Annotated in this window: 12 protein-coding genes and 1 pseudogene; 11 read left to right on the top strand and 2 right to left on the bottom strand. The window is 44.2% G+C overall.

What is annotated here, in order from left to right; all coding sequences use genetic code 11:
• Nucleotides 1–286: 286 nt before the first annotated feature.
• Nucleotides 287–520 (bottom strand): annotated as a pseudogene (locus tag R8N28_RS17120) (DNA polymerase V subunit UmuC); the annotation flags it as partial.
• A gap of 7 nt (nt 521–527) precedes the next feature.
• Complete coding sequence (gene umuD, locus R8N28_RS17115; protein ID WP_226083534.1) at nt 528–977, bottom strand: translesion error-prone DNA polymerase V autoproteolytic subunit; 450 nt, start codon at nt 975–977, stop codon at nt 528–530.
• Between the two features lie 639 nt (nt 978–1616).
• Between umuD and R8N28_RS17110 the strand changes: the two genes are divergently transcribed.
• The 11 genes from R8N28_RS17110 to mads8 all read left to right on the top strand — a co-directional run bounded on the left by R8N28_RS17110 (nt 1617) and on the right by mads8 (nt 21284).
• Entirely contained in the window at nt 1617–2522 is a 906-nt protein-coding gene (locus tag R8N28_RS17110) for a 3'-5' exonuclease (protein WP_226083532.1), read from the top strand.
• A gap of 213 nt (nt 2523–2735) precedes the next feature.
• Nucleotides 2736–3035 (top strand): hypothetical protein, encoded by a 300-nt coding sequence (locus R8N28_RS17105; protein ID WP_153644072.1) that lies wholly within the window; start codon nt 2736–2738, stop codon nt 3033–3035.
• Nucleotides 3036–3352: 317 nt separating this feature from the next.
• Complete coding sequence (locus tag R8N28_RS17100; RefSeq protein WP_153644073.1) at nt 3353–4276, top strand: WYL domain-containing protein; 924 nt, start codon at nt 3353–3355, stop codon at nt 4274–4276.
• 148 nt (nt 4277–4424) lie between these two features.
• Nucleotides 4425–4652, top strand: coding sequence for a helix-turn-helix domain-containing protein (locus tag R8N28_RS17095; protein ID WP_041588353.1), 228 nt, complete (start codon nt 4425–4427; stop codon nt 4650–4652).
• Complete coding sequence (mads2, locus tag R8N28_RS17090; RefSeq protein ID WP_153644074.1) at nt 4652–6706, top strand: methylation-associated defense system DNA methyltransferase MAD2; 2055 nt, start codon at nt 4652–4654, stop codon at nt 6704–6706. Before R8N28_RS17095 ends, mads2 begins: the two co-directional genes overlap by 1 nt.
• Nucleotides 6703–7998 carry a methylation-associated defense system AAA family ATPase MAD3 gene (gene mads3, locus R8N28_RS17085; protein ID WP_153644075.1) on the top strand — a complete coding sequence of 432 codons (1296 nt, stop codon included), beginning with the start codon at nt 6703–6705 and terminating at the stop codon, nt 7996–7998. Before mads2 ends, mads3 begins: the two co-directional genes overlap by 4 nt.
• A gap of 2 nt (nt 7999–8000) precedes the next feature.
• Entirely contained in the window at nt 8001–8657 is a 657-nt protein-coding gene (gene mads4 / locus R8N28_RS17080; RefSeq protein WP_153644076.1) for a methylation-associated defense system protein MAD4, read from the top strand.
• The gene (mads5, locus tag R8N28_RS17075) at nt 8654–10063 is read left to right on the top strand and encodes a methylation-associated defense system restriction endonuclease subunit S MAD5 (protein WP_226083530.1); all 1410 of its coding nucleotides are present in this window, start codon (nt 8654–8656) and stop codon (nt 10061–10063) included. Before mads4 ends, mads5 begins: the two co-directional genes overlap by 4 nt.
• 9 nt (nt 10064–10072) lie before the next feature.
• Nucleotides 10073–14206 carry a methylation-associated defense system protein kinase MAD6 gene (gene mads6 / locus R8N28_RS17070; RefSeq protein ID WP_153644078.1) on the top strand — a complete coding sequence of 1378 codons (4134 nt, stop codon included), beginning with the start codon at nt 10073–10075 and terminating at the stop codon, nt 14204–14206.
• The gene (mads7, locus tag R8N28_RS17065) at nt 14203–15849 is read left to right on the top strand and encodes a methylation-associated defense system protein MAD7 (RefSeq protein ID WP_138944037.1); all 1647 of its coding nucleotides are present in this window, start codon (nt 14203–14205) and stop codon (nt 15847–15849) included. The genes mads6 and mads7 overlap by 4 nt, the downstream gene beginning before the upstream one ends.
• The gene (gene mads8 / locus R8N28_RS17060) at nt 15846–21284 is read left to right on the top strand and encodes a methylation-associated defense system ATP-binding protein MAD8 (protein WP_226083527.1); all 5439 of its coding nucleotides are present in this window, start codon (nt 15846–15848) and stop codon (nt 21282–21284) included. Before mads7 ends, mads8 begins: the two co-directional genes overlap by 4 nt.
• Nucleotides 21285–21440: the final 156 nt, after the last annotated feature.

Here is a 21440-nt window from a genome sequence, read left to right as displayed (position 1 = left end):
GGCCTACTTATAAATGAGGGATATTTCTCCGTACTAATCCACATAAGACAATAGTCAAAGCCGAAGTCATCTGGAAACGACCTATTTTGTTCAATCACATTAACACCTAAATCATCCGTTATTCACACTGCTAAGCCTTCCCCCAGGGGGTTACGCGTTCATACATCTACTTTTTCAAGATATTTCTTAACCAATAGTAAAAATTGTAACCACCCCTCATCTCGACGTCTAATTTATACAACCTGAAACATTACAACATGTGATGTCTAAAGTATTTCCCAACTGTAAGCGCATAGTTGGACGAGAATGCCAAAATGCCATGGCGCTGCATTTCAGCTTTGATTTGAAAGACGGGTACGCCCATTTTAATACCGAGTAACTTAGCTTCACGCGACCGTGCAACCACGCAGCCGTCATTGTTGGACAGCACCACAATCGGCGTATCTTTTAAATCAGGACGAAACAGCTTCTCACAACTGGCGTAAAAGTTGTTGCAGTCCACCAAGGCAAATACTGGCATGGGATAGTCACGACTTACGGCGTATGTTTCGCACCACATTGGTGACCACACCAAATATCTCTAACTCTGTCCCTTCAGGAATATGAATGGGCTCATACACCTGGTTTCTTGGGATCAGCATGACGCACGGCCTTAGTTGAAGCTCCTTTACCGTGAGTTCACCATGGATGCCAGCGATGACAATGTCACCGTGTTCGGCTTGGACAGAGCGATCAACCACCAGAATATCATCTGGGTGAATCCCGGCATCAATCATTGAATCACCTTCAACACGCACAAAGAACGTTGCAGCCGGTCGCTTGATGCACAGCTCGTTGAGGTCGAGCGTTTGCTCAACATAATCCTGCGCTGGTGAAGGAAAACCAGCAGAAACACGTTCCATGAACAATGGAATACGAAGGCGCTTGGCTTTGATGAAGACAAGTGCGCCGCTACGGCCTATCAGCGAGACACTCATGACGAACCTCGAAAAATCATAATTAATACTGTTTGTTTATACAGTATCTAATGCTATGCTGATTTCTACAAGTAAAATTGTAGGTAAAACTGTAGTTGTTCGAGTAAGACGTTGTGTCGTGGGTGATTTATTTCTTGTGTTGAAAAGCTTGATGTGGGGATTGCTCGCCCTCGTCAAAGCCTGCAAGGCTTGGACAATACTGCTTCTGCCTACTGCTCTTGTTTCTGTTACTGATCCTGTTACTGCTACTGGTTAACGCATGGGTCAAGTAACCGTCAGACAAGGCTTGTTGGACCCTTCGCAAAGGGTTTCAAAACAGTTAGTAAAATTCTGTTTCGTATTGAATTTACTGGCTTAAAGGGAAGTCAGGAGCATCATTAAAATGCTCAGTCGAACTCAGTTAAAGCCTTTTTCAACCGTTTGAAAAGGGGTTGGCTAAGCCATACGTAAAGGGTATTGGTAAGGGTTACCTAAAGGGTTTAGCTAAGGCTTTCTGAAAGGCTTAGCCAAAGCCTTCATACATGGGTTCACCCAGTAGAAAGATTAAAAAAACGCTGAGGTATCCAAGGTGCATTTTGAAAAACCTGTGGCACAGTGAAATAACCCAAAGCGAACAATAGAATTGAAGAGGAACCATCAATGACAAGAGCCCCTGCGCCATTTCCGCTAGAGCGCCTCGCGGAGATCCCAGAAAGACCAGAAGATTTTAGATTGCTGGAGCGCATTCCATTAACGCGTGAACCGCAGTCCTGGCCACTTGAACTTTCTCCTGTGGTCGGTGATGAACAGCCAATGGTGCTGCTCGATACAGAGACAACCGGACTGTCTGCCGATGACGAGTCCATTATTGAGCTTGGTATGGTTAAGGTGCTTTACAGCCCATCAGCTATGCGGATTGTGTCGATTGTTGATGTGATCAGCCTGTATGAAGATCCCGGCAAGCCAATCCCCGAGCTGATCACCGAGTTAACCGGTATCACCGATGATATGGTGCAAGGCCAGCGCATTGATGATGCAATTGTAGCGAGTTGGTTATCCGATGATCCGCTGGTGGTTGCACACAATGCACAGTTTGATCGTCCTTTCTTTGAAAAGCGGTTTGCTGCATTAGGCCATCTATCTTGGGCCTGTTCAGCCAGTGGCATAGATTGGAAAGCACTGGGCTTTGAAAGTAGAAAGCTTGAGTACCTGCTGCTTCGCTTAGGTTGGTTCTATGAAGGACACCGAGCTGCAACCGATTGTTTGGCGATGGCCTGGTTGTTCTATTTGTTGCCCGAGTCCGTTGCAAACTTGTTGTCTGAAGCAGACAGGCGAACTGTATTAGTTCGTGCGTTTGGTGCGCCGTTTGACGTAAAGGACTATTTAAAAGAGCGCGGTTACCGTTGGCATGACGGTGTTAAAGGTGCCAACAAACATTGGTGGCGCGAAATCAGCGAAGACGAGCTGCCGCTGGAGCAAGCTTACCTGGATGATTTGTACCATCGTGGCTCAGAACATGCCCACTATGACTACAAAGATGCCCGCAATCGATTTAAAGCGCTTTAGCTTTTTATAAGGCAAGCCTTGCATATTTGAAAACCTCTGGAAAATGGAAAGTGAACTTACGTTATACCCAAACTACTTGGTGTTGCAGCTAGGCGGCAAGTGAGCGAGTCCCCATGAGCATAGATCTTCTATGTGATTGGGGTGAGCGAATGCAGGTAACACCGCTGCGGCTGCAAGTAGGCAGGGTATATAACCTACAAGAGGAATCTTTCCATGTACCAAGACACCTACATTGAATACTGGGGCGAAATCTTCGTCTCTGCCCGCATCATTGAATTTGGCATCACGTTCGAGCGCTTTCTTAAAGATCCATGGAAGCACTTAATTTCCTGTGGCCAAGAGTCTGCCCCAGACGCGATTGCTGAAGGGATGCTGCCATTGCTACCAGCCCAGGCAGAAGTTGCCAGGCGCATTCGGGAGAGTGAGCAACGAGCCCTGATGTCTACAGAGACGGACAAAGGGGTATCTCATCGCGGTAACATCGTGGTGCCATTGGTTCGGGTAGCGCATTGATAGCGGCTATCAGCAATGGCATGAAACAATTTCTTCACGCCCATACCTGAGCGGCAATTGCAATCTAGATCAAAAAGTTGCCGCTTAGTCTTCCCTACAAAATAATTTGTGATAGGATGATACCTGATAAAATTTATTAGGTTGAAGCCTATTCAGTGTTTTATGGCCATCTGTTCAGCTTCAACCGGTAGAGACTGCTAAGTCATTGCGGATAAAGAGCAGCATTGAGTGACACTATTCAATGTGATTACGCGATGTCTGACCGTACTTTATAAACAGAGTTTTAAGAAACTGGTTGAATTGGATAAACAAGACGCATGACAAATGATGGTCTGAAACAAACGGTAGTGGCGAAGTCAGATAGGCTTTCACAGATAGCGCAGTTGCCACAAGCAACCAGGGATCGCATTGCCCACATCGATTTCACCTTATTGTTTAAGGGAGAAGCGGTACGGGCGGATTTAGTCGATCGCTTCAGCATAGCCGCTGCACAAGCAACGAAAGACTTCACCCTTTACCGAGAGCTTGCGCCAGGCAACATTGAGTATGACCAAAAGCTCAAATTGCATAAGCGTGGTGAAGCTTTTGCCCCATTGTTCGACTATGACGTTGTGAGAACACTGGCAACCATTAGCCAAGGATACGGAGATGGCTTTACTGGAAAGGTAAAACCACCACTGGCTTGTGAAGCGCCTTATCACCTTAACAAGCCCAGTTTATCTATAGTAGCGAAAGTCACCGAGGCCATTCACAAAGGCAAAGCCTTGAGCATCACCTATGTGTCGTTATCGAGTGGTGAAACTACGCGTGAAATTGTTCCGCATACGCTGGTGGACAATGGCCTGCGTTGGCATGTTCGTGGTTTTGACCGCAAGCATGCTGAGTTCCGTGACTTTGTGCTGACCCGAATTAAAGCAGCGGTTGTACTTGAAGACTCAAGGTTATCTGAAGCTGAACTAGAAACCCAGGACCGGCAATGGAATCGCTTTGTAGAGCTTGAGTTAGTGCCGCACCCACGCATAGAGCACAGCGAAGCGATTGAACTGGATTATGGCATGACGGGTGGCGTTCTAAAGGTTGAGATTAGAGCGGCAACTGCTGGGTATTTGCTTCGCCAATGGCATGTGGATTGTTCTACGGAGCACTCATTAATTGGCTTTGAGTATCAGCTTTGGTTGCGTAACAGCCAAGCACTTTATGGTGTCACAAACTTAAGCATTGCACCGGGAAGAACAAGTTAATCGAACCAGTAAATCATGAAGATTATTGTTTGAAAAGTTCAATTATTTGATTTTAACTCAAATAAATTGAGAAAAATCATATTTGTGGTAGGTTGTGCACAGTGATAAAGCCCCAATTTTATGGTTAAGAAAACACCGTGGAGAGAGCATGATCCGCTGCCACCTAGCCCGATTAATGGGTGAGAGAAAAATGCGCATTAGCGACGTGATGCGAGAAACCGGCCTAAGCCGCACAACAGTCACGCTACTTTACAAAGAAACCGCGCTCAAGGTGGACTTAGAGGCGCTCGATAAGCTGTGTGATTTGTTTGATTGTGAAATCCAAGATCTATTACAAAAATCGCCAGCAGAAACCGAATTTAATGAGAACAAGTAATGACAACAACCAACGATAAAAAGCCATCAGAAGTACTCGCCATCGAAGATGGCATGATGCTGGATTACCTAACGAATAATCCTATCAAAGAAACACCTAAAGAATTGGTTCGTCAAAAAACCTTACGCGCCTTGTTCCATGAATACGGCATCAGCGCTGAAGATATGGAGCTTGATGTAAAAGTTAAGATTGATGGTAAGCAGAAGAAAATTGATATCGCCATTTTCGAGCATGGTTCTGAGCATATTCCTGAAAATATCCGCCGCATTGTTATCTGTGATAAAGAGCCGAAAAAAGGCAAAAAATCCGCAGTAAAAATGCGTGATCACGATCAAGCGCATAAAGACCTTCAGTTGATGGAGGATATGATGCGTGAACAGGTTGGTGATAAGTACCTGCTAGAAAAGTGCCAGTGGGGTTTATGGACCAACGGCATCGAATTTTTCTTTGTTGAAAAAGAAGAGTCGCGATTCGATACCAAGTTCAACGCAGTTGGCGATTGGCCATTAGCAGATGAGACTTTGGGGAGTCGAGACGTTGCATCAAACGCACAGCTAAGAACCGCTGACCGTGAGATGCTACTTACTGCATTCCGTCGTTGTCATAATTTTATTCACGGTAACGAAGGTATGCCTAAAGATGCGGCATTCTGGCAGTTCTTATACCTTATATTCTCTAAAATGTATGATGAGCGCATCGGCAATCGAGACCGTGAGTTTTGGGCATCACCAACTGAGCAGTTTGACGACGAAGGTCGTAAGAGAATCAGAGCACGCATTAACCCCCTATTTGAAAAGGTAAAAAAAGCCTATCCAGAAATTTTTGCTGGCAACGAAGATATCACTTTGTCAGATCGGGCTTTGGCATTCATGGTTTCTGAACTTGCTAAGTACGACTTTACCCGTACTGAAATGGACGCCAAAGGTGCAGCCTATCAAGAAGTGGTGGGTGATAACCTACGTGGTGACCGTGGTCAGTACTTTACACCTCGCGGTGCAATCAAGCTTATTGTCGAAATGATGGCACCGCAACCACATGAAAAAGTGCTGGACCCATCATGCGGTACAGGTGGTTTCCTAGAGCAGACCCTGAGCTTCATCAACAAGCAGCTAAGAGAAAAAGAAGCTATTAGCCTGGCAGCTGAAACCACCGAAGAATTTATTTCTATTCAGCAACAAATTAAAGAGTTTGCCGAAAACAATCTGTTTGGTTGTGACTTTGACCCCTTCCTGTGCCGTGCATCGCAAATGAACGTGGTGATGGCAAGTAATGCCATGGCTAACATCTACCACATGAACTCATTGGAATACCCACACGGACATTTAAAGGGCGTAGACCCCGCCAAGAAAACGATTCCTGTTGGCGATTCCAGCGGTAAAGACGGCAGTGTTGATGTGATCTTAACTAACCCACCGTTTGGTTCCGATATCCCAGTTACCGACAAGCAGATTCTAGAGCAATACGACCTTGCCTATGTGTGGGAGCGCACTGAAAACGGCGGCTTTAGAAAAACAGAGCGCCGTAAAGATGCAGTTTCGCCCGAAATTTTGTTTATTGAGCGTTGCGTGCAATGGCTTAAGCAAGGCGGACGTATGGGTATCGTGTTACCCGACGGCATTCTAGGTAACCCAGGTGACGAGTATATTCGCTGGTGGTTAATGCAAGAGTGCTGGGTGCTTGGTTGTGTCGACTTACCTGTTGAGTCATTTATCGTTGAAGCTAACGTAAACATCTTAACTAGCCTGCTGTTCTTGAAAAAGAAAACTGATACTGAAAAAGATGCTATTGCCATCGGTGGAGAGCCCGAATACCCGGTATTTATGGCAGTTGCAGAAAAAGTAGGCTTTGATCGTCGTGGTAATACGCTGTATGAGCGTCACCCAGACGGCGAAGAGAAAGTTATCGAAGAAGAAGTTGAAGAGCGTATTCGCATCAACGGCCACAATGTGGTGCGTAAGCTGAAGCGTCGTAGCAAAATTTTAGATGACGACCTGCCAAAAATTGCTAAAGCCTGGAAAGAGTTTCGTGCTAGCAATCCGGAGCCATCAGTATGATCTCAAGAATAGAGGCCTACAAATACCGTTGCTTTAATACGCTGGACCTAGCATTAGAGCAGCAGCATGTATTTGCAGGCTCTAATGGTTCAGGTAAAACAACGTTACTTGATATCCCAGCTTTGTTTGGTGATTTACTGAATGTGTCGGATATAAACGATGCGTTCTTTAAACCAACCAACGGTAGAGAGCGTGCTCGCGCAGAAGCAGCCAAAGAAGTCGTTCATCAGCTTCGAGGCGAGTACTTTATCTTGGCACTAGAAGTGAGCTTGCCTCCTTCAGTTATTGAGGAACTGTTAAGAGGCGCGAGCGACGCCTGGCAGAATAAGTTCCAGAAAAGTGAATTAAGACCCGATACTGCGCGATACGAAATATCGTTCAGAATCAACCAGCATAAATTTCAAGTTACAGAAGAGCACTTAACGCTTTTTCCAAATAATGAGTTGCGCCCCGAACATGGCATGGGTCTTATTGGCGTAGATGATTTCAGGCGCAGTGCGCCTTGGTTTAAGGTGTTATCGCGCAGTTTAGGTACCAAGGTTAAATACCAGGCAGAGTATCAAGCTGGAAAATCATCCATCCTTGAATTTGGACTACGAGATAGCCAATTGGCTTTGGCTGCGCTACCTGCTGACCATGATTTATACCCCGCAGCGCTATGGCTTCAAGAGTTTCTTATACAAGGCTCACATTGCTACGAGCCACAATGGCCTGCAATGCGATTAGCTGCATCGCCAAGAGATAAACACGCCTTTAAAGCGGACGGGAGTAGTTTACCTTGGCAAGTACATGCCTTGCAGCAGCGCGATCCCGAAGGCTTAAACGAATGGTTAGAGTTGGTGCAAATGGCGCTGCCCTCTATTACTAAAATTGAAGCCAAGCAACGTATCGATGATAGCTTTTGTTACCTAGAAGTAACCTATAGCAACGGTATGGTGGTGCCTTCGAGTGGCTTGTCGCACGGTACTTTGCATATATTAGCGTTGACAATTATCCCGTATTTGCAAAATGCACCTAAGATCATCACCTTAGAAGAGCCTGAAAACGGTATTCACCCTAAGGCAATTGATGCGGTGTTAGAAGCGTTAAAGCTCACCTCTGATACGCAATTGTGGTTATCAACGCACTCACCTGTGGTGCTCGCCAATACCGAAGTAGAGCAAATCATCACCATGCGCTTTAACCAAGACGGCGCAACAGAAGTATTAAAAGGCCATGAACACCCCCGCCTAAAAACATGGAAGGGCGAAGTGGATTTAGGAACCCTATTTGCGGCCGGAGTGTTGGAATAATCATGAGAGATATTGTTTTTTTAGTAGCCGACGGTGAAATGCAAGCGACCGTAGAAGGCTTTTTTGAAAATCCGGCGTTTGATACACGACTGCAATGCGCCAGATTTGAATTCGACACCAAGCAAGATTTAATCAAACACCCAAGAAAAGATCCGGGTGTTTATCAGGATGGTCATAACCTACTGAAAAGCTATGTTGATACCCATAACTACGCGGTTGTTATGGTCGACTTTGCGTTTAATGACAATTTGCGAACAATGGATTACCAAGCGTTTTGTGAAACCATGAAAGCCAATATGCGTGCCGCAGGTTGGCCAGATGACCGCTTTTTTGTAATGGCGATAAACCCAGAGCTGGAAGTATTGATGTGGCAAGCGGATACACGACGAATTGAGTCAGTATTTGATTATCCAGGTGCTAGTGGCAGCCTGAGAGCTTGGTTGCAAGAAAGAAACCTTTGGGATGCGGGTGAACTTAAACCTGCCGATCCTAAAGCAGCAATTGATGCGGTAAGAGGCCAAAACTGGGGGCGGAAAAAGACCCACTCTCAGCTGTTTAAGCGCATTGCCAAAGACGTGTCTTTCCGTGGTTGTGAAGATGAGTCGTTTAATGGCTTATTGCATCAGATTCAGGCTTGGTATCCGAGGATTTACGCATGAGAATAAAAACCATACCAAGTAATTGGCTGAGTGATGAAGGGCGACGCCTTGATTGTGGTCCTTACATGACTGGAGCTAAAGAGGCGGAAAAAATAATTGACGACTGCTTATTGCCTAAGAAGGAATTAAAAGACTTTTTAGTAAATGGAGCTAAAGGTGCTTTTCATGCGGGGAGAGAAGGTCGAGTTTGGGTAAAGGAAGAGCGTTATGGCGTTCCTTTCATGGGAAGTGTGGATATTATTCAGGCCAATTTAGATAGATTACCTTTGATATCCAAAGAACAGGTAAGTCGCAAACCATTATTCAGAGTTTTCAAAGATTGGGTTCTGATCACTAGGTCTGGAACCATCGGGAGAATGACTTTAGCTAGACAGGAAATGGATGGCCACGCTTGTTCAGAGCATGTTATGAGGGTTGTTCCCGATCCAGAGAAAATATTCCCTGGATATCTGTACTGCTATCTGAGAAGTAAATTCGGTGTCCCACTTGTAGTCAGTTCGACGTACGGAGCAATTATTCAGCATATTGAGCCTCATCACGTAATTAATTTGCCTGTCCCAATTGTTGATAAGCAACTTGAGGAAAAAGCGCATGAGCTAATAAATAAGTGTGGTGATAATCGAACTGAATCTAATGCATTATTGAAAAAAGCAGGGCAGCTTATCAACAAACATTTTAGTTTTCCAAATAAACTCGCCTTATCTCATCGCATTTTTACTCACTCAGCAGCTTCATCGTCGTTAGTTCAAAAACGTATGGATGCAACTTATCACGATCGGGTTGCCCAAATGAGTGATGACTTGGTTGAACAGGCTGGCGCAGAGAAAACCTTGGCTGAGTTAGGAGTGAACACCGGCGAATCTGGTCGAATGAAACTGGTTTTCACCGAAAGTGATCATGGGGTTCCTTTTACAACGAGTGGTGAAATTTTTCGGGCCCGTTACGAACCACAACGGTTTTTAGCAAAATCAAAGTTAGGTGATGTTGCAGATTGGGGGGTACGACAAGAAGATATTCTATTGGCTCGAAGTGGGCAAGTAGGCGGCATTATTGGCACAGGTGTTTGGGCTGATTCCCGCTTTGAAAACGCAGCAGTGTCAGTCGACGTGATAAGAATTAAAGCTCAAGAATCAGAGGTTTTACCTGGTTATCTGTATGCCTATCTTATGTGTACGGATGTTGGTTACAGACAACTTATTCGGTCAGCTGCTGGAAGCTCAATTCCACACTTATCTTCCGACGATGTTTTGAAACTAAAGCTTCCTCGTATGGGGGCTATGGAAGAAAAAGCAGTACATGAGCTAGTTCAAAAAGCAGGTGAGCTGGCTGCAGAAGCACAGAAGCTCGAAGATGAAGCAGTAAAAATGGTCGAAGACGCAATAGAAGCAGCAGCACCAAAGCATTAAGGAGAGGTTATGGCACAGGTATTTGCAATTGGTGATGTGGTTAACGATGAAGAGCGTAAAGCCATCGCTTGGTTAAAAGAAAAGTTACCCGACGATTACTTTATTATTCATAGCTTTGAAGTTGAACAGTATGACCAGCTGTTTGAAGTGGATATCTGTGTTGTAGCGCCCCATGCTATTTACTTGGTGGATGCCAAGGGCATACACGGAAAAGTTGAGGTGGACGGCACCATGTGGCACACCGCCCACAACAGCTATCGTTCACCGCTACCTAAATTACGCGGCAATGCAAAGTCGTTATCGGGCCTCATTTGTAAGCAGAATCGCGCAAATAGAGATTTAAAAAACATCTATGTGGATACTGCGGTGGTGCTCACCATAGATGATTGCGAGTTCAAGGACCCAGAAGATCGAGAGCGCGGCCATGTAGTGGCACTAAAAAACAGCACCCGTTTCTTTACCGACAGTGCCCGTATTCCAGAGCGCTTTGAGCGCAATGTGACTAAGTACATTCAGATTATCGCAGAGGCCTTGGGTAAATCGGCCAAAAAGCGTAGCCATGGTGAACGCTTTGGTAACTGGGAAGTGGCTGAAACCTTGACCGATAATCAGTACTTTACGGAATACCGTGTATTTAACATTACCGCTGGTCGCAAAGGCGGCACTGTGCTGGCTAAAGCCTATAAAGCCGACCCTTACTTACCAGATGAAGAACGCAGCAAACAAAAGCGCCTGATTGAAAATGCTTATCGTGCCATTGCAAAAATGCCCTCGCATTCCGCCATTATTGGTGTGAAAGACTTCTTTGTTACCGAAGCGCAAGATAAATACTTGTTATTAACGGATGACATTCCGGGCGAAATCCTCAGCAAAAAGCTTAAAGACGCAAGCTCACTGCTCACATTAGATCAAAAGAAGCGAATCGTTAATGACCTGTTGCTGGCGTTAGCGCACTTATGCCGCTATGGCGTTGTGCATCGCAATATTTCCCCTGAGCATATTTTGATGGGAGCCGACGGCCAGCCAAGGCTGATTGATTTTGACTACGCTCGGATAGGGAGTGAAAACACCACCACGATTGCCGACGAAGTACAGCAGCGGATCTCAAACCGTTATAAAGCCCCCGAACTCTGGGCTGATAGCCATGCAGCGAGCTGCGCCTCGGATATGTACAGTTTAGGTCTGGTTATTTTTGAGCTGTTTAGTGGTGATGCGGCCTTTGATTCGGTCACCCAAGCTATTGAGAAATCGTGTCTGCTCAGTACAAAGTTGAGTGAGCGATATAAACAGCTACCAGTAGAGTTTGATGATTGGCTGCAAACCTTATGTCACAAAGATGCACTGCAACGGCCAAGCCCTGAAGATGCGCTGGCGCAATTTAATGCACTCTGGCAACCCAAAGCAGCAGTAGAAACAATTGAGCCTAATAAACCCGAACAGCTGGGTGTTAAAACGAAGAATAACCATGAGCTTTCAGTCAATTACAAGCGTTTACCGAGCGGCTACCAGCTAACTAATAAATACGTCGTACAGCAACCGCTGGGTAAACCTGGCGGTTTTGGTATCGTTTATAAGGTAACGGATACCTTTGGTGATGTTTCGCGCGCAGTGAAACTGATTTTGAATGATAGAGAATCGGTATTAGAGCGCTTAAAGCAGGAATACCGCACCTTGGTTAAACTGCCAGAGCACCCTTATGTGGTAAAGGTGTACGATGCAGACGTACTTCCTAATCAAGGTCCTCCTTATATTGTTTTTGAGTACCTTGAAGGCCTAGATGTCAGTGAACTGATCCAGCAGCGCTCATTAACGGCACACGAAGTGTGGACCATGGCTAAGCAGGTAGCGGAAGGTTTACAGCATTTACACGAGCACAATATCTTCCATTGTGACATCAAGCCACAAAACCTGATTTGGAAAGACGGTAAAGTTCGTATCATCGATTTTAATGTATCGGTAGATGCTGAAGACCTAACCTTAGGGGGCGGCTCACGAAAGTATTTACCACCAGATTTAAGCATTACCGAAACACCGCAAGCTTCTGATTTGGTTGATAGGGATTTATATGCCTTGGGCATTACCCTGTATCGAGCTATGACCGGTGAATACCCATGGGCCAATGTGCAGTGCCCACCTATGGACGAGTTAGCTCGTCACCCTAGTGAGTTTACCCAGAGCTTTAACTTAACCGATGATGTTTCGGCGGTCCTGCTAAAACTGATCGCCCCAAAACGAGTTGACCGTTTTGAATCTGCCGAACAATTGCTGAAAGCACTGAATAAAGTCCAGCAATTGAAAAAGGCGCAAACTTTATCGGAAGAAAGTACTTCGCAGTTTCATTTGCCGCCACTTGCGGATGGCTCTAACCCAAGTAAATCTGCGTTTCATGATTTTATGCTGACGCTGTATAGCCAAAGTCGGCATTCAAATGCCGGCACCCGTGGCTTAGATGATTACGCAAAGTTAATTTACGTTGAAACCGCCTTAGATACCGAGCTTGCTCCTGCAATTCTGGCTGGGCAACTGCGCTTGGTACTGATTACCGGTAATGCAGGTGATGGCAAAACCGCATTTTTGCAGCAATTGGAGGCTCAAGTTGAAGCGCAAGGAACAAGTGTTCACTTAAACCCACAAGGGAATGGTAGCTGGTTTGAAATAAATGGTCATAAATACCTGACTAACTACGATGGTAGTCAAGACGAAGGTAACAAAGATAATGACGCGGTACTCGAAGAGTTCTTTAGCGTCTATCAAGGTAACGATTCAAATGCATGGCCACATCACGAGACCCGGTTAATTGCCATTAACGAAGGTCGGCTAGTCGACTTTTTAACCCAACATTCAGAAAGTTTTTCTGCTCTAAAAGCCGTAGTTGAACAAAGTTTAAAAGATGGCTCAGTGCAAAATGACGTGGCGGTAGTTAACCTAAATATGCGCGATGTGCTGGCTTCGACGCAAAGTCAACCTGAGTCTATTTTTGAGCGAATCATCGGAAAAATGACCTCGGCCAAGGTTTGGCAAGGCTGTGATTATTGTGCGCTAAAAGACAAATGCTACGTTAAGCACAATATTGCTACCTTTCAAGACGAGCAAACTGGCCCTAAAGTCATCGAGCGTTTGAAGTATATTTACAAACTGACCAGTTTACGCAATCAGCTACATATCACGATGCGAGATTTACGCTCGGCACTGAGTTATACGCTAGTTGGTGAATACTCCTGTAACGAAATTAAAGAAATTTATGCCAATGGCGAAGCCGACAAAATTCTTCACGGTTATTACTTTAACGCTTGGTGCGGTAACGACAATACCCAAGATAGATTGTTAAAGCTGCTGAGGGAAACCGACATTGCTCAAGGGTCTGACGTTCGCTTAGATCGCGGGCTGGACTTTTTAGGCTTAGATGCTGTTGATTGGTTGCAGTTTGATCAGCGTAGTGAACACGAAACTCAGCTGCTAGCCAATGTTCATCAGAGCTTACCCAATGACACGGCACTAAGTGAGAGTAAGGAACGCTATCTATCTCATCGTAATGTGGTCGGGATGTTACGCAGAAAGGCCTACTTTGAGCGCCGTGGAGAAAACTGGCAAACATTACTGCCTTATCGTTCAGCGAAGTTATTAGTACGTTACCTCGAAGACAGTACGTTACTAAATGAAGCGAAATCGCTTGCCATTAATGCAATTAACCGCGGTGAAGGTTTACATAACCCGATGTATTTTAATGGTCAACTGGCGATGCAAGTACGTAAGGTACACTTAGGCACTATTAGAAGTTATCGCTTATTCCCATCGGATGTTTTTTCCATTGAAGTGAAAGACTCAGCGATGAACTCGTCATTTGTGGAGCATAGTCCGCAGTCACTATTGCTCAAGTACCAAGATGCAACCGGCCTTACCGCAGAGTTGGAATTAGATTTAGACTTGTTTGAAATGCTGCATCGTCTTAATCAAGGCTACGTGCCTTCGGCGCAAGCGGAGCAGAGTTTTTATTTAAGTTTAACCGTATTTAAGAACGTACTGGCTTCAGCGCCTTATCAAGAGGTTTTGTTAACTACCAACGGCCAACAGTATGAAAAAATAACCCGCGACGAAGGTGGTGTGTTGCAATTAGAACGATTGGTAGCGGAGGTTCAGCCATGAAGTTAGGTAAAAAAGATAAGGCTTTTCGCACCAATAAAGTGAGCTATCTTGATTACAAAATTGTTGAAATGGATAGGGTCTTAACTCATCTATTCGCTCGGCTAAAGCACAATGGCGCTTCTAGTAAACTAAGTGCTAAAGGTATGACGGTTGAGTTGTTTAAAGACGAGTTTCTAGACTCTCGTAATGGAACACATTTTAAAAACTTCTCTCAAGCCCCTATTACTATTGAAAAGTGGATTGAAACCCACTTGGTGGACTTAATTAATCGTGGCAAGGCTAACGAAGCGGTTGCTGCGCCGAGACCACTTCACGGCAATACTTATTTGTTTCGAAATCCTAAAAATTGCCGGGATTATGGTGCCTCTAAGCAAGTATATGAGTTGCTTTACCATGCCAATAATGGTCAGACCGCGATTAACCGACTCAAACAGTTTTTCTTTGCTGGTGTCGATTCTACGACAGGTCAGTATGATAGTTCGTCGCAAGTAGATGTTGAAACGCAGGCAATATTAAGACTGTCTGATCAAGTAAAGTCTGACGCGCCGGATCATACTGACTTACAAGAACGGTTTGCGCCGCTTAATCAACAAGCTGCGGATATTTTAGCTGAAGATATCATTAAGCTTCTGACGTATCGCCAGTATATTCCTCGTTCAGTGATGGTTGAGTACATAAAGATATTGTTAGCCTTTCACCTGGCGCTATACCAATTGAAATTGTTTAAGTTGCTACCGGCTTTGGCTAAGAGTAAGGGCCGTAATCTCCAAGAGAGCAATAAACAAAAGACGGCGCTCTATGTGGACATGACAAATGGCGCTAATAGCTTGAGTGAATCGATGGCTGAGCAAAGTGCGACGTTACACTACAAGCGTATTCCAGCTTTTATTAAAGCCTATTTCGGCGTTAAAAAACTCGATGAATTTGCAGAGTATCTATCGAAAAAAGGTAAATTATCGGGGGCAAAATCGATAAAACAAATGTCAGTGCCTGATTTGTTCACTCTGCTGGAGTCGCCGTTAGAGCAAGAGCGCGATCAGTTTTTTGGTCAACGTAACGCTGGAATTTTAGATGCGTCAGTGTCATCTGCACATGAGTCAGAGGAAATTCCGCCAGAGATTCATGCTATTACCCAGCTCGGCTTACCTGAGTATGAAACCTACATAGAGATTTTGTTGTTTGTTCAAGGTAATGCAATTCGCTCTGGTTTAGTCAAAAACCTAGATAGTCTTATGCTCAAGAATAAACCTGGTGCTTTGTTAGAACAACAAAGTGGTAGCACTGGTGGGCGTCGATTTAGCGTTGATGGACGACTGCTAGAAGTGTTGTTACAGCTGGCAGTACTCACCAAAGGTGGTGACTTGGGTTTTCACACTAAGGAGTTAAGAGTTGATGAGCTGTTAATTTTCTTAAAAGAACGATATGGCATTTTTATTGATTCGTTACCCGATACAGATGCTTTCTGTGAGTCATCAATTGATGTGAATAAAGCGCTTAGAGATAACTTATCTGGTTTTAAACGCCGGTTACGAGAAATTGGTTTTTATCGCGATCTTTCTGATGCGTATGTAACACAAACGGTTACTCCAAGGTATCAGATAAATAGTAAGCAAAATGAGAGTATGAAAGGACATAACGCATGATTAAGGGAATTCAAACCGTTATTAAGTCAGATATTGACGGCAGCTTAATCAGTGTCCTTGTACCTAAGTTTAAGTTGTTATTAGAAACTCGCGGTGCGGGCCACTGCATGAAGGTATCTGATTTAGAAACAGAGCTGATGTATCAGCTTAGTGAAGTCGTATCAGGTGCGGTTGAGTATGCCCAGGTTGCCGTATTGGCAGAGAAAGCGACGCGTAATTTTTCGGTTACCAGCACCAAGCTTGTTGAACTGCGAAACCCTGATGAACACGGCCAGCTTCGCCAGCCATTACTGATTTTTGTACCCAATGAATTAAAAACGTCCTCTGAAGACTCTTTTGGTGCTGCGACCTTTGAACAAATTGATATTTCAGATGCTTATTGGCTTGCGTTTAATCAAGTAAAGGCTGAATCTCCTGATCCGATTAAGCGGTTGTTGGACGAAGTTTACTTCATTCTTCAAGAAAAGGCGGCGTTAAAACTCAGTGCTTATCAATGGTTGCGATACGCGTTAACGATTAAGGTTAATGGCTTTGATCCAAGTGTTGCTGGTGCTGCTCTTTACGAGTTGGGGTTGATTCCTGATCTTGAGTTGCATCAAGATCATTCTATGTTGGTACGCAAATTAGTTAAAAATCGTGAGTGTGTACAAATTATAAACCGCTCTGAGAAATCAGCGATTGCAACCGTTTATGACCTACAGCTAGAAGGTGAAGATTTTAACAAGAGATTAGCGCTCTTTTTAAATGATCAGGAAAATCTACTCGATAGCAGTTGGCGCAAGCAATTAGTGGTGGATAGCAGCAACTGGGCACTCACTTTTGATAAATGGCGCTTTCAATATGAGGAAGATGCCACTGATGCAGTTTGTTTAATGGTGACTGAGGTTGGTTTGCCGCTTATTCCTGAAGATGAAACAGACCCAAACTTGCAACAACTGATTGGCCAACAAGTATTAACTACTGGCCAAGGTGGTTTGAAAAAGTTTTCTGTGACTTTTTCTGTTTCACCAAAGCCTAGTGAAGTTAATGGTTTAGCGAAATATAAAGCTCAGGTGTTTACTCAACAAGGTGATTTTGTTGGGTTAATTAAGGTAGGTAAAGCTACATCAAAATCCACAGTTACAATCACGTTTAATAAGTTGACTGGAATCGAATGGGAAGAAGGTTGGCATTACATTCGAATTCAAGCGTTTGATGAAAACGATGAATTACTACCTTTGGTTGATGACAAACAGTGTCCAATACCGTGGGGTACGTCCAGTGCGGAGGAAGCTGGCTCACGAATTAATGAAAGTGATCTGTTTTATGTATTGCCAGCAGCAGATGCAGAGGTTGAGCCAATTGAGGGGCGAAAAGTCAGAGAGGCGTCATTAGCGCATGCGAAGATTAAAGCTGAATTTGCCAACGTCATCGAAACTGTGAAATTTGCCAATGCTGAAGTAATGGAAACGACTTGGCAGGATAGTAAGAGTAAGGCTGAGTCGATCGTCAATGTGAAATTCAAGAAAGGAAGTGGTATTCAAATCCCCGTTACCACTTACTTAAAAGACTTTGAGCAAAAAATTCTAGCTAATCCAATGGCCGCTTTGACTTGGCGTGTAGAAATTCGCAATCAAGAAGCAAGTGAGTCTGGTGCCGATGCTGTAGATTGGCCAATAAAGGGTGTAGAAAGCCAGTTTGAAAAGTTTAAAGTGGCACGTGAAACGTACTTTCAAATTATACATCAAGATGAGAAAGAGCTAATTTCTGTCGCTCATGATCATGTGTCTTCATTACATGAAGCCTACTTGTATTCCAGCAGCTATTTAGAATACCTAGCAGCGGTATTTCAGGAAACTGAAAATGGACATGACTATTCGACTGAATTAGCCGCGTTACTTCGCTTGGATTCACTTTCAATCGTGATATGGAATTATGACGGCAGCTATAAAAAAGCCATGTTACTGGGGCCTACACATCCACTGAGGGCTTTATGGCTAGGTGGATGGGCTTCTCTTGCGGAAGCTTGGGCAAGACAGAGTGAGAAGGTTGGTAAGGAAATCGCGGTAGGAACTAAAAACAGTTTATTAGAAGAACTCGCATTAACCAATTTTCCTTACGTTCTGCCAGACTCTCAAGGCCAGTTGATGGTCGCACTTGATAGTATTCATCCATTTTGGAGTATTCTGTCGTCTGCACAAGAAAAAGAGCCACAAGCACTCATTGATAAAATTAAAACTGCATTTGGTATTAAAAATGATTACCAGCAAGTTGGTAAGCAAAGTAGTACCTTTCTCGCCACAAAAGTCGAAAGATATCTGATACAACACCCCTATGTGAATTGTTTATCGATCAATGTGTTTAACGCGGGGTCTGCGGGAGCCGTAGCGGGCATGTTGTTGGCTTTGAGAAAGAAACCGGAGCTAAAGCATATTAGTTTTGATATTCGTCTATTCGTAGCTGACCCATACGCGACAGAAGTAGGCGCTGATTTATTTAAGCTGATAAATAGTGGCGAAGACAGTGAGAATGAAAATCAGCTATTTCATTCAGCAGAAAATCACTTGCAGCCAAAGTTAAGCATTTCGCTCAGAGCTAGCTCTGAGTTTGAGCAGTCGCCTGATGAGTTTCAGTCTCATCTAAGCATGTTATTCGATGTGTTCCCTGCACAAGAGTTATCGGTAGTAAAACCGCAGGCAGATGAACAAGTTGCTCCTATATATGGGTTGTATCAGGACTATTGCATTGATTACTTCGATGAGAATGGGGTTGTTGCTTGGGATCGTCACACGAGACATGGTGCTGCGAAAATGCTTTTTGGTGGCCAGATATCGGAGGCTATAGCAAAACTGCCTAAAATGATGGCGGGAATAACCGCATCATTAGCGACGGGCGACTTTTCTTTAGAACAGGTGCCTGTAGTCAGGTTGGCTCTTGATAGCGCTGAAAGAGCTTTGTTAAATCAATTACACGAAGTCAGTGATTGGGTATTCACTGTGGATAGAAACTTGGGCATTGAATTTTTTGATCACGGTGGTAAAGATGGTCGTCCAGATTATCTGATTGATCACAGCCCTGAAATGGCTTCTTCAAACACGCACAACTTTGTTATTACTTCGCGTTCTACTACAGAAATAGAAGCATTATTGAGAGGGACCTTAGAACAGCATCAAATTGTTCCTGATGTTAATAAGGCGACGAGGGTTTTAGACTCACTTAGAGCGTTGTCAGGCAGGCTTGCACTAAAACTGGCTTCAAATAGCGCTTCAAAGTCGGAAGCCTTAGGGTTGGCGCTATCCAAACTTTATCTTGAATACCAGGGGGTGTTCAAAGATCAGATCATTGTTCCTTTAGATGCCCACCTAGAGCTATATTCCGAGCTTCAAAAAGGAGATGGGGAGCTTGGTGCTGACGTTAGCTTTAAAAGAACTGATTTAGCATTGTTCGATTTAGATGCTTCATCACGCACAATTCGTTGTAATTTAGTCGAAGTTAAGTGTTATTCAGAAGTCGGCGATATGACGAAGTACGAAGGTTTAAAAAAGAGTATTGCTGAGCAAATCTCGGAATCTGAACGTGTTCTTCAGCGTCATTTTGATTTGACTCGTACAACACCGGATAGACCTGATCGCTTGGTTAAAACACAAAAGCTCTGTGTCCTTCTTGAACATTACCTTAAACGATCTGAACGTTTTGGTTTATTGACTTCTGAGGTTGTTGAGGAGGCGAGATTTTTGCTTCGGACCTTGGAACAGGGATACAAGCTTTCAATTACCCGAAGTGCAGTTATTTTTGATTTCGGTCAGAATAGTTCCGGCGTTGAAAAAGAAGTTGGTATCGAGTTTCATCGTGTTGGGCGAAACCATATTGACGAATTGCTCTCCGCTAAAGTGCCTGAGGATAATGAACACAGTGAAGGAACGTTGGATTCACTTGAGCTAACGCTGCCTAAGTTAACTTCGGCCGAATTTTTACATAAAGAGCGAGATAGAACCGTATCTTGGGCTGAATTAGTATCTCAAGCTGCGATCACTTTACCTGAGCGGCCAGATACTTCGAAAGATGAAACGATTAAAGTACTGCCTTTTAATGATGATGAGCCAGCTACTGTTTCGCCGTCGATTAATCAGGGCGTTGAAGAAGTAAAACCTGTTGGTAATCCAGCTCCTGCAATAACTAATACTGTAGAGCTAGAGCCAGAGCCAGAGCCTGACGAAAATTTGCACATCCCTAACATCACAACGGGTAATAAAATTGAGGTCGTTCCCCACGATATTGTTCTTGGTGTCAACGGTGACTCTGCTCAGTTTGGCCTATTGGGAGAGGTCCATGGACGGAAAATAGCCTTAGATTTAAACCATACACACACACTAAGTTTATTTGGTGTTCAAGGTGGGGGCAAAAGCTATACATTAGGCTCAGTTGTGGAGATGGCAACTAAATCAATTCCATCGATCAATACGCTGCATAAAGAGTTGGCCAGTGTGATATTCCATTACAGTGCTACTCAGGACTATAAACCTGAGTTTACGTCGATGATAGCCCCAAATGACGATGTTACGCAGTTAGCTAAGCTTAAAGAAGTATATGGTGCGGAGCCAGCTTCCTTAGATGATGTTGTGTTGTTAGCTCCTGAAGACAAGTTAAACGAACGTCGTGCTGAGTACCCTGGAATTGAGGTACATCCGTTGAAGTTTTGTTCTTCTGAATTGCAAGCTGGGCACTGGAAATTTTTGATGGGGGCTATCGGCAACCAAGCCGCATATATCCGCCAACTAGGCAATATTATGCGTAAAAATCGAAATAACCTCTCGATCCAAGCGATAAGGGATGGAATACAAAACTCTAGTCTTTCGGATTCACTTAAAGACCTAGCAGACATGCGTTTGGATTTTGCTGAACAGTACATTGATGACCAATTAAACGTTGGTTCGCTGATTCGACCAGGCAGAATGATCGTTGTAGATGTTCGAGACGAATTCATCGAAAAAGATGAGGCATTAGGCTTATTTGTGGTGCTTCTGCAAATATTCTCGGAAGCCAAGTACCAAGGGCAATCTTTTAACAAGCTAATTGTGTTTGATGAATGTCATAAATACATCGATAGTCCAGACCTAGTAAAAGGGCTTGTGGAAACGGTACGCGAAATGCGCCACAAGGGCACCAGTGTCATGATTGCCAGCCAAGATCCACCGTCTGTACCGGTGGAACTTATTCAGCTTTCATCACAGATTATTCTGCATAAGTTCAACGCTCCGGACTGGTTAAAGCATATTCAAAAAGCCTGTATCGGTTTGAAATCACTAACGCCTGAGAAGCTTGGAGCGTTAAAACCAGGTGAGGCATATATTTGGTCTAGCAAAGCCAGTGATAACGCATTTGTCAGCGACGCAATGAAGATTCAGTGTCGCCCAAGAGTTACTAAGCATGGTGGGGATACTTTGACTGCCGTGTAAGCAATGGTCGTTTATCGTAGACGCAATTTCGAAATTGCTTCTGAGTGCGCGTTGACTTAACTCGATGCGATGCCAATGTTTATCGATTAGATGAGCTTTTTTTGTATCTTCCTAACTCACCAGCTCAAAGTGAACCTTCACACTATAGTGTCGGAG

The sequence above is a fragment of the Vibrio sp. Vb1554 genome (assembly GCF_033344235.1).
This window is presented reverse-complemented; position numbering and strand designations above follow the sequence as displayed.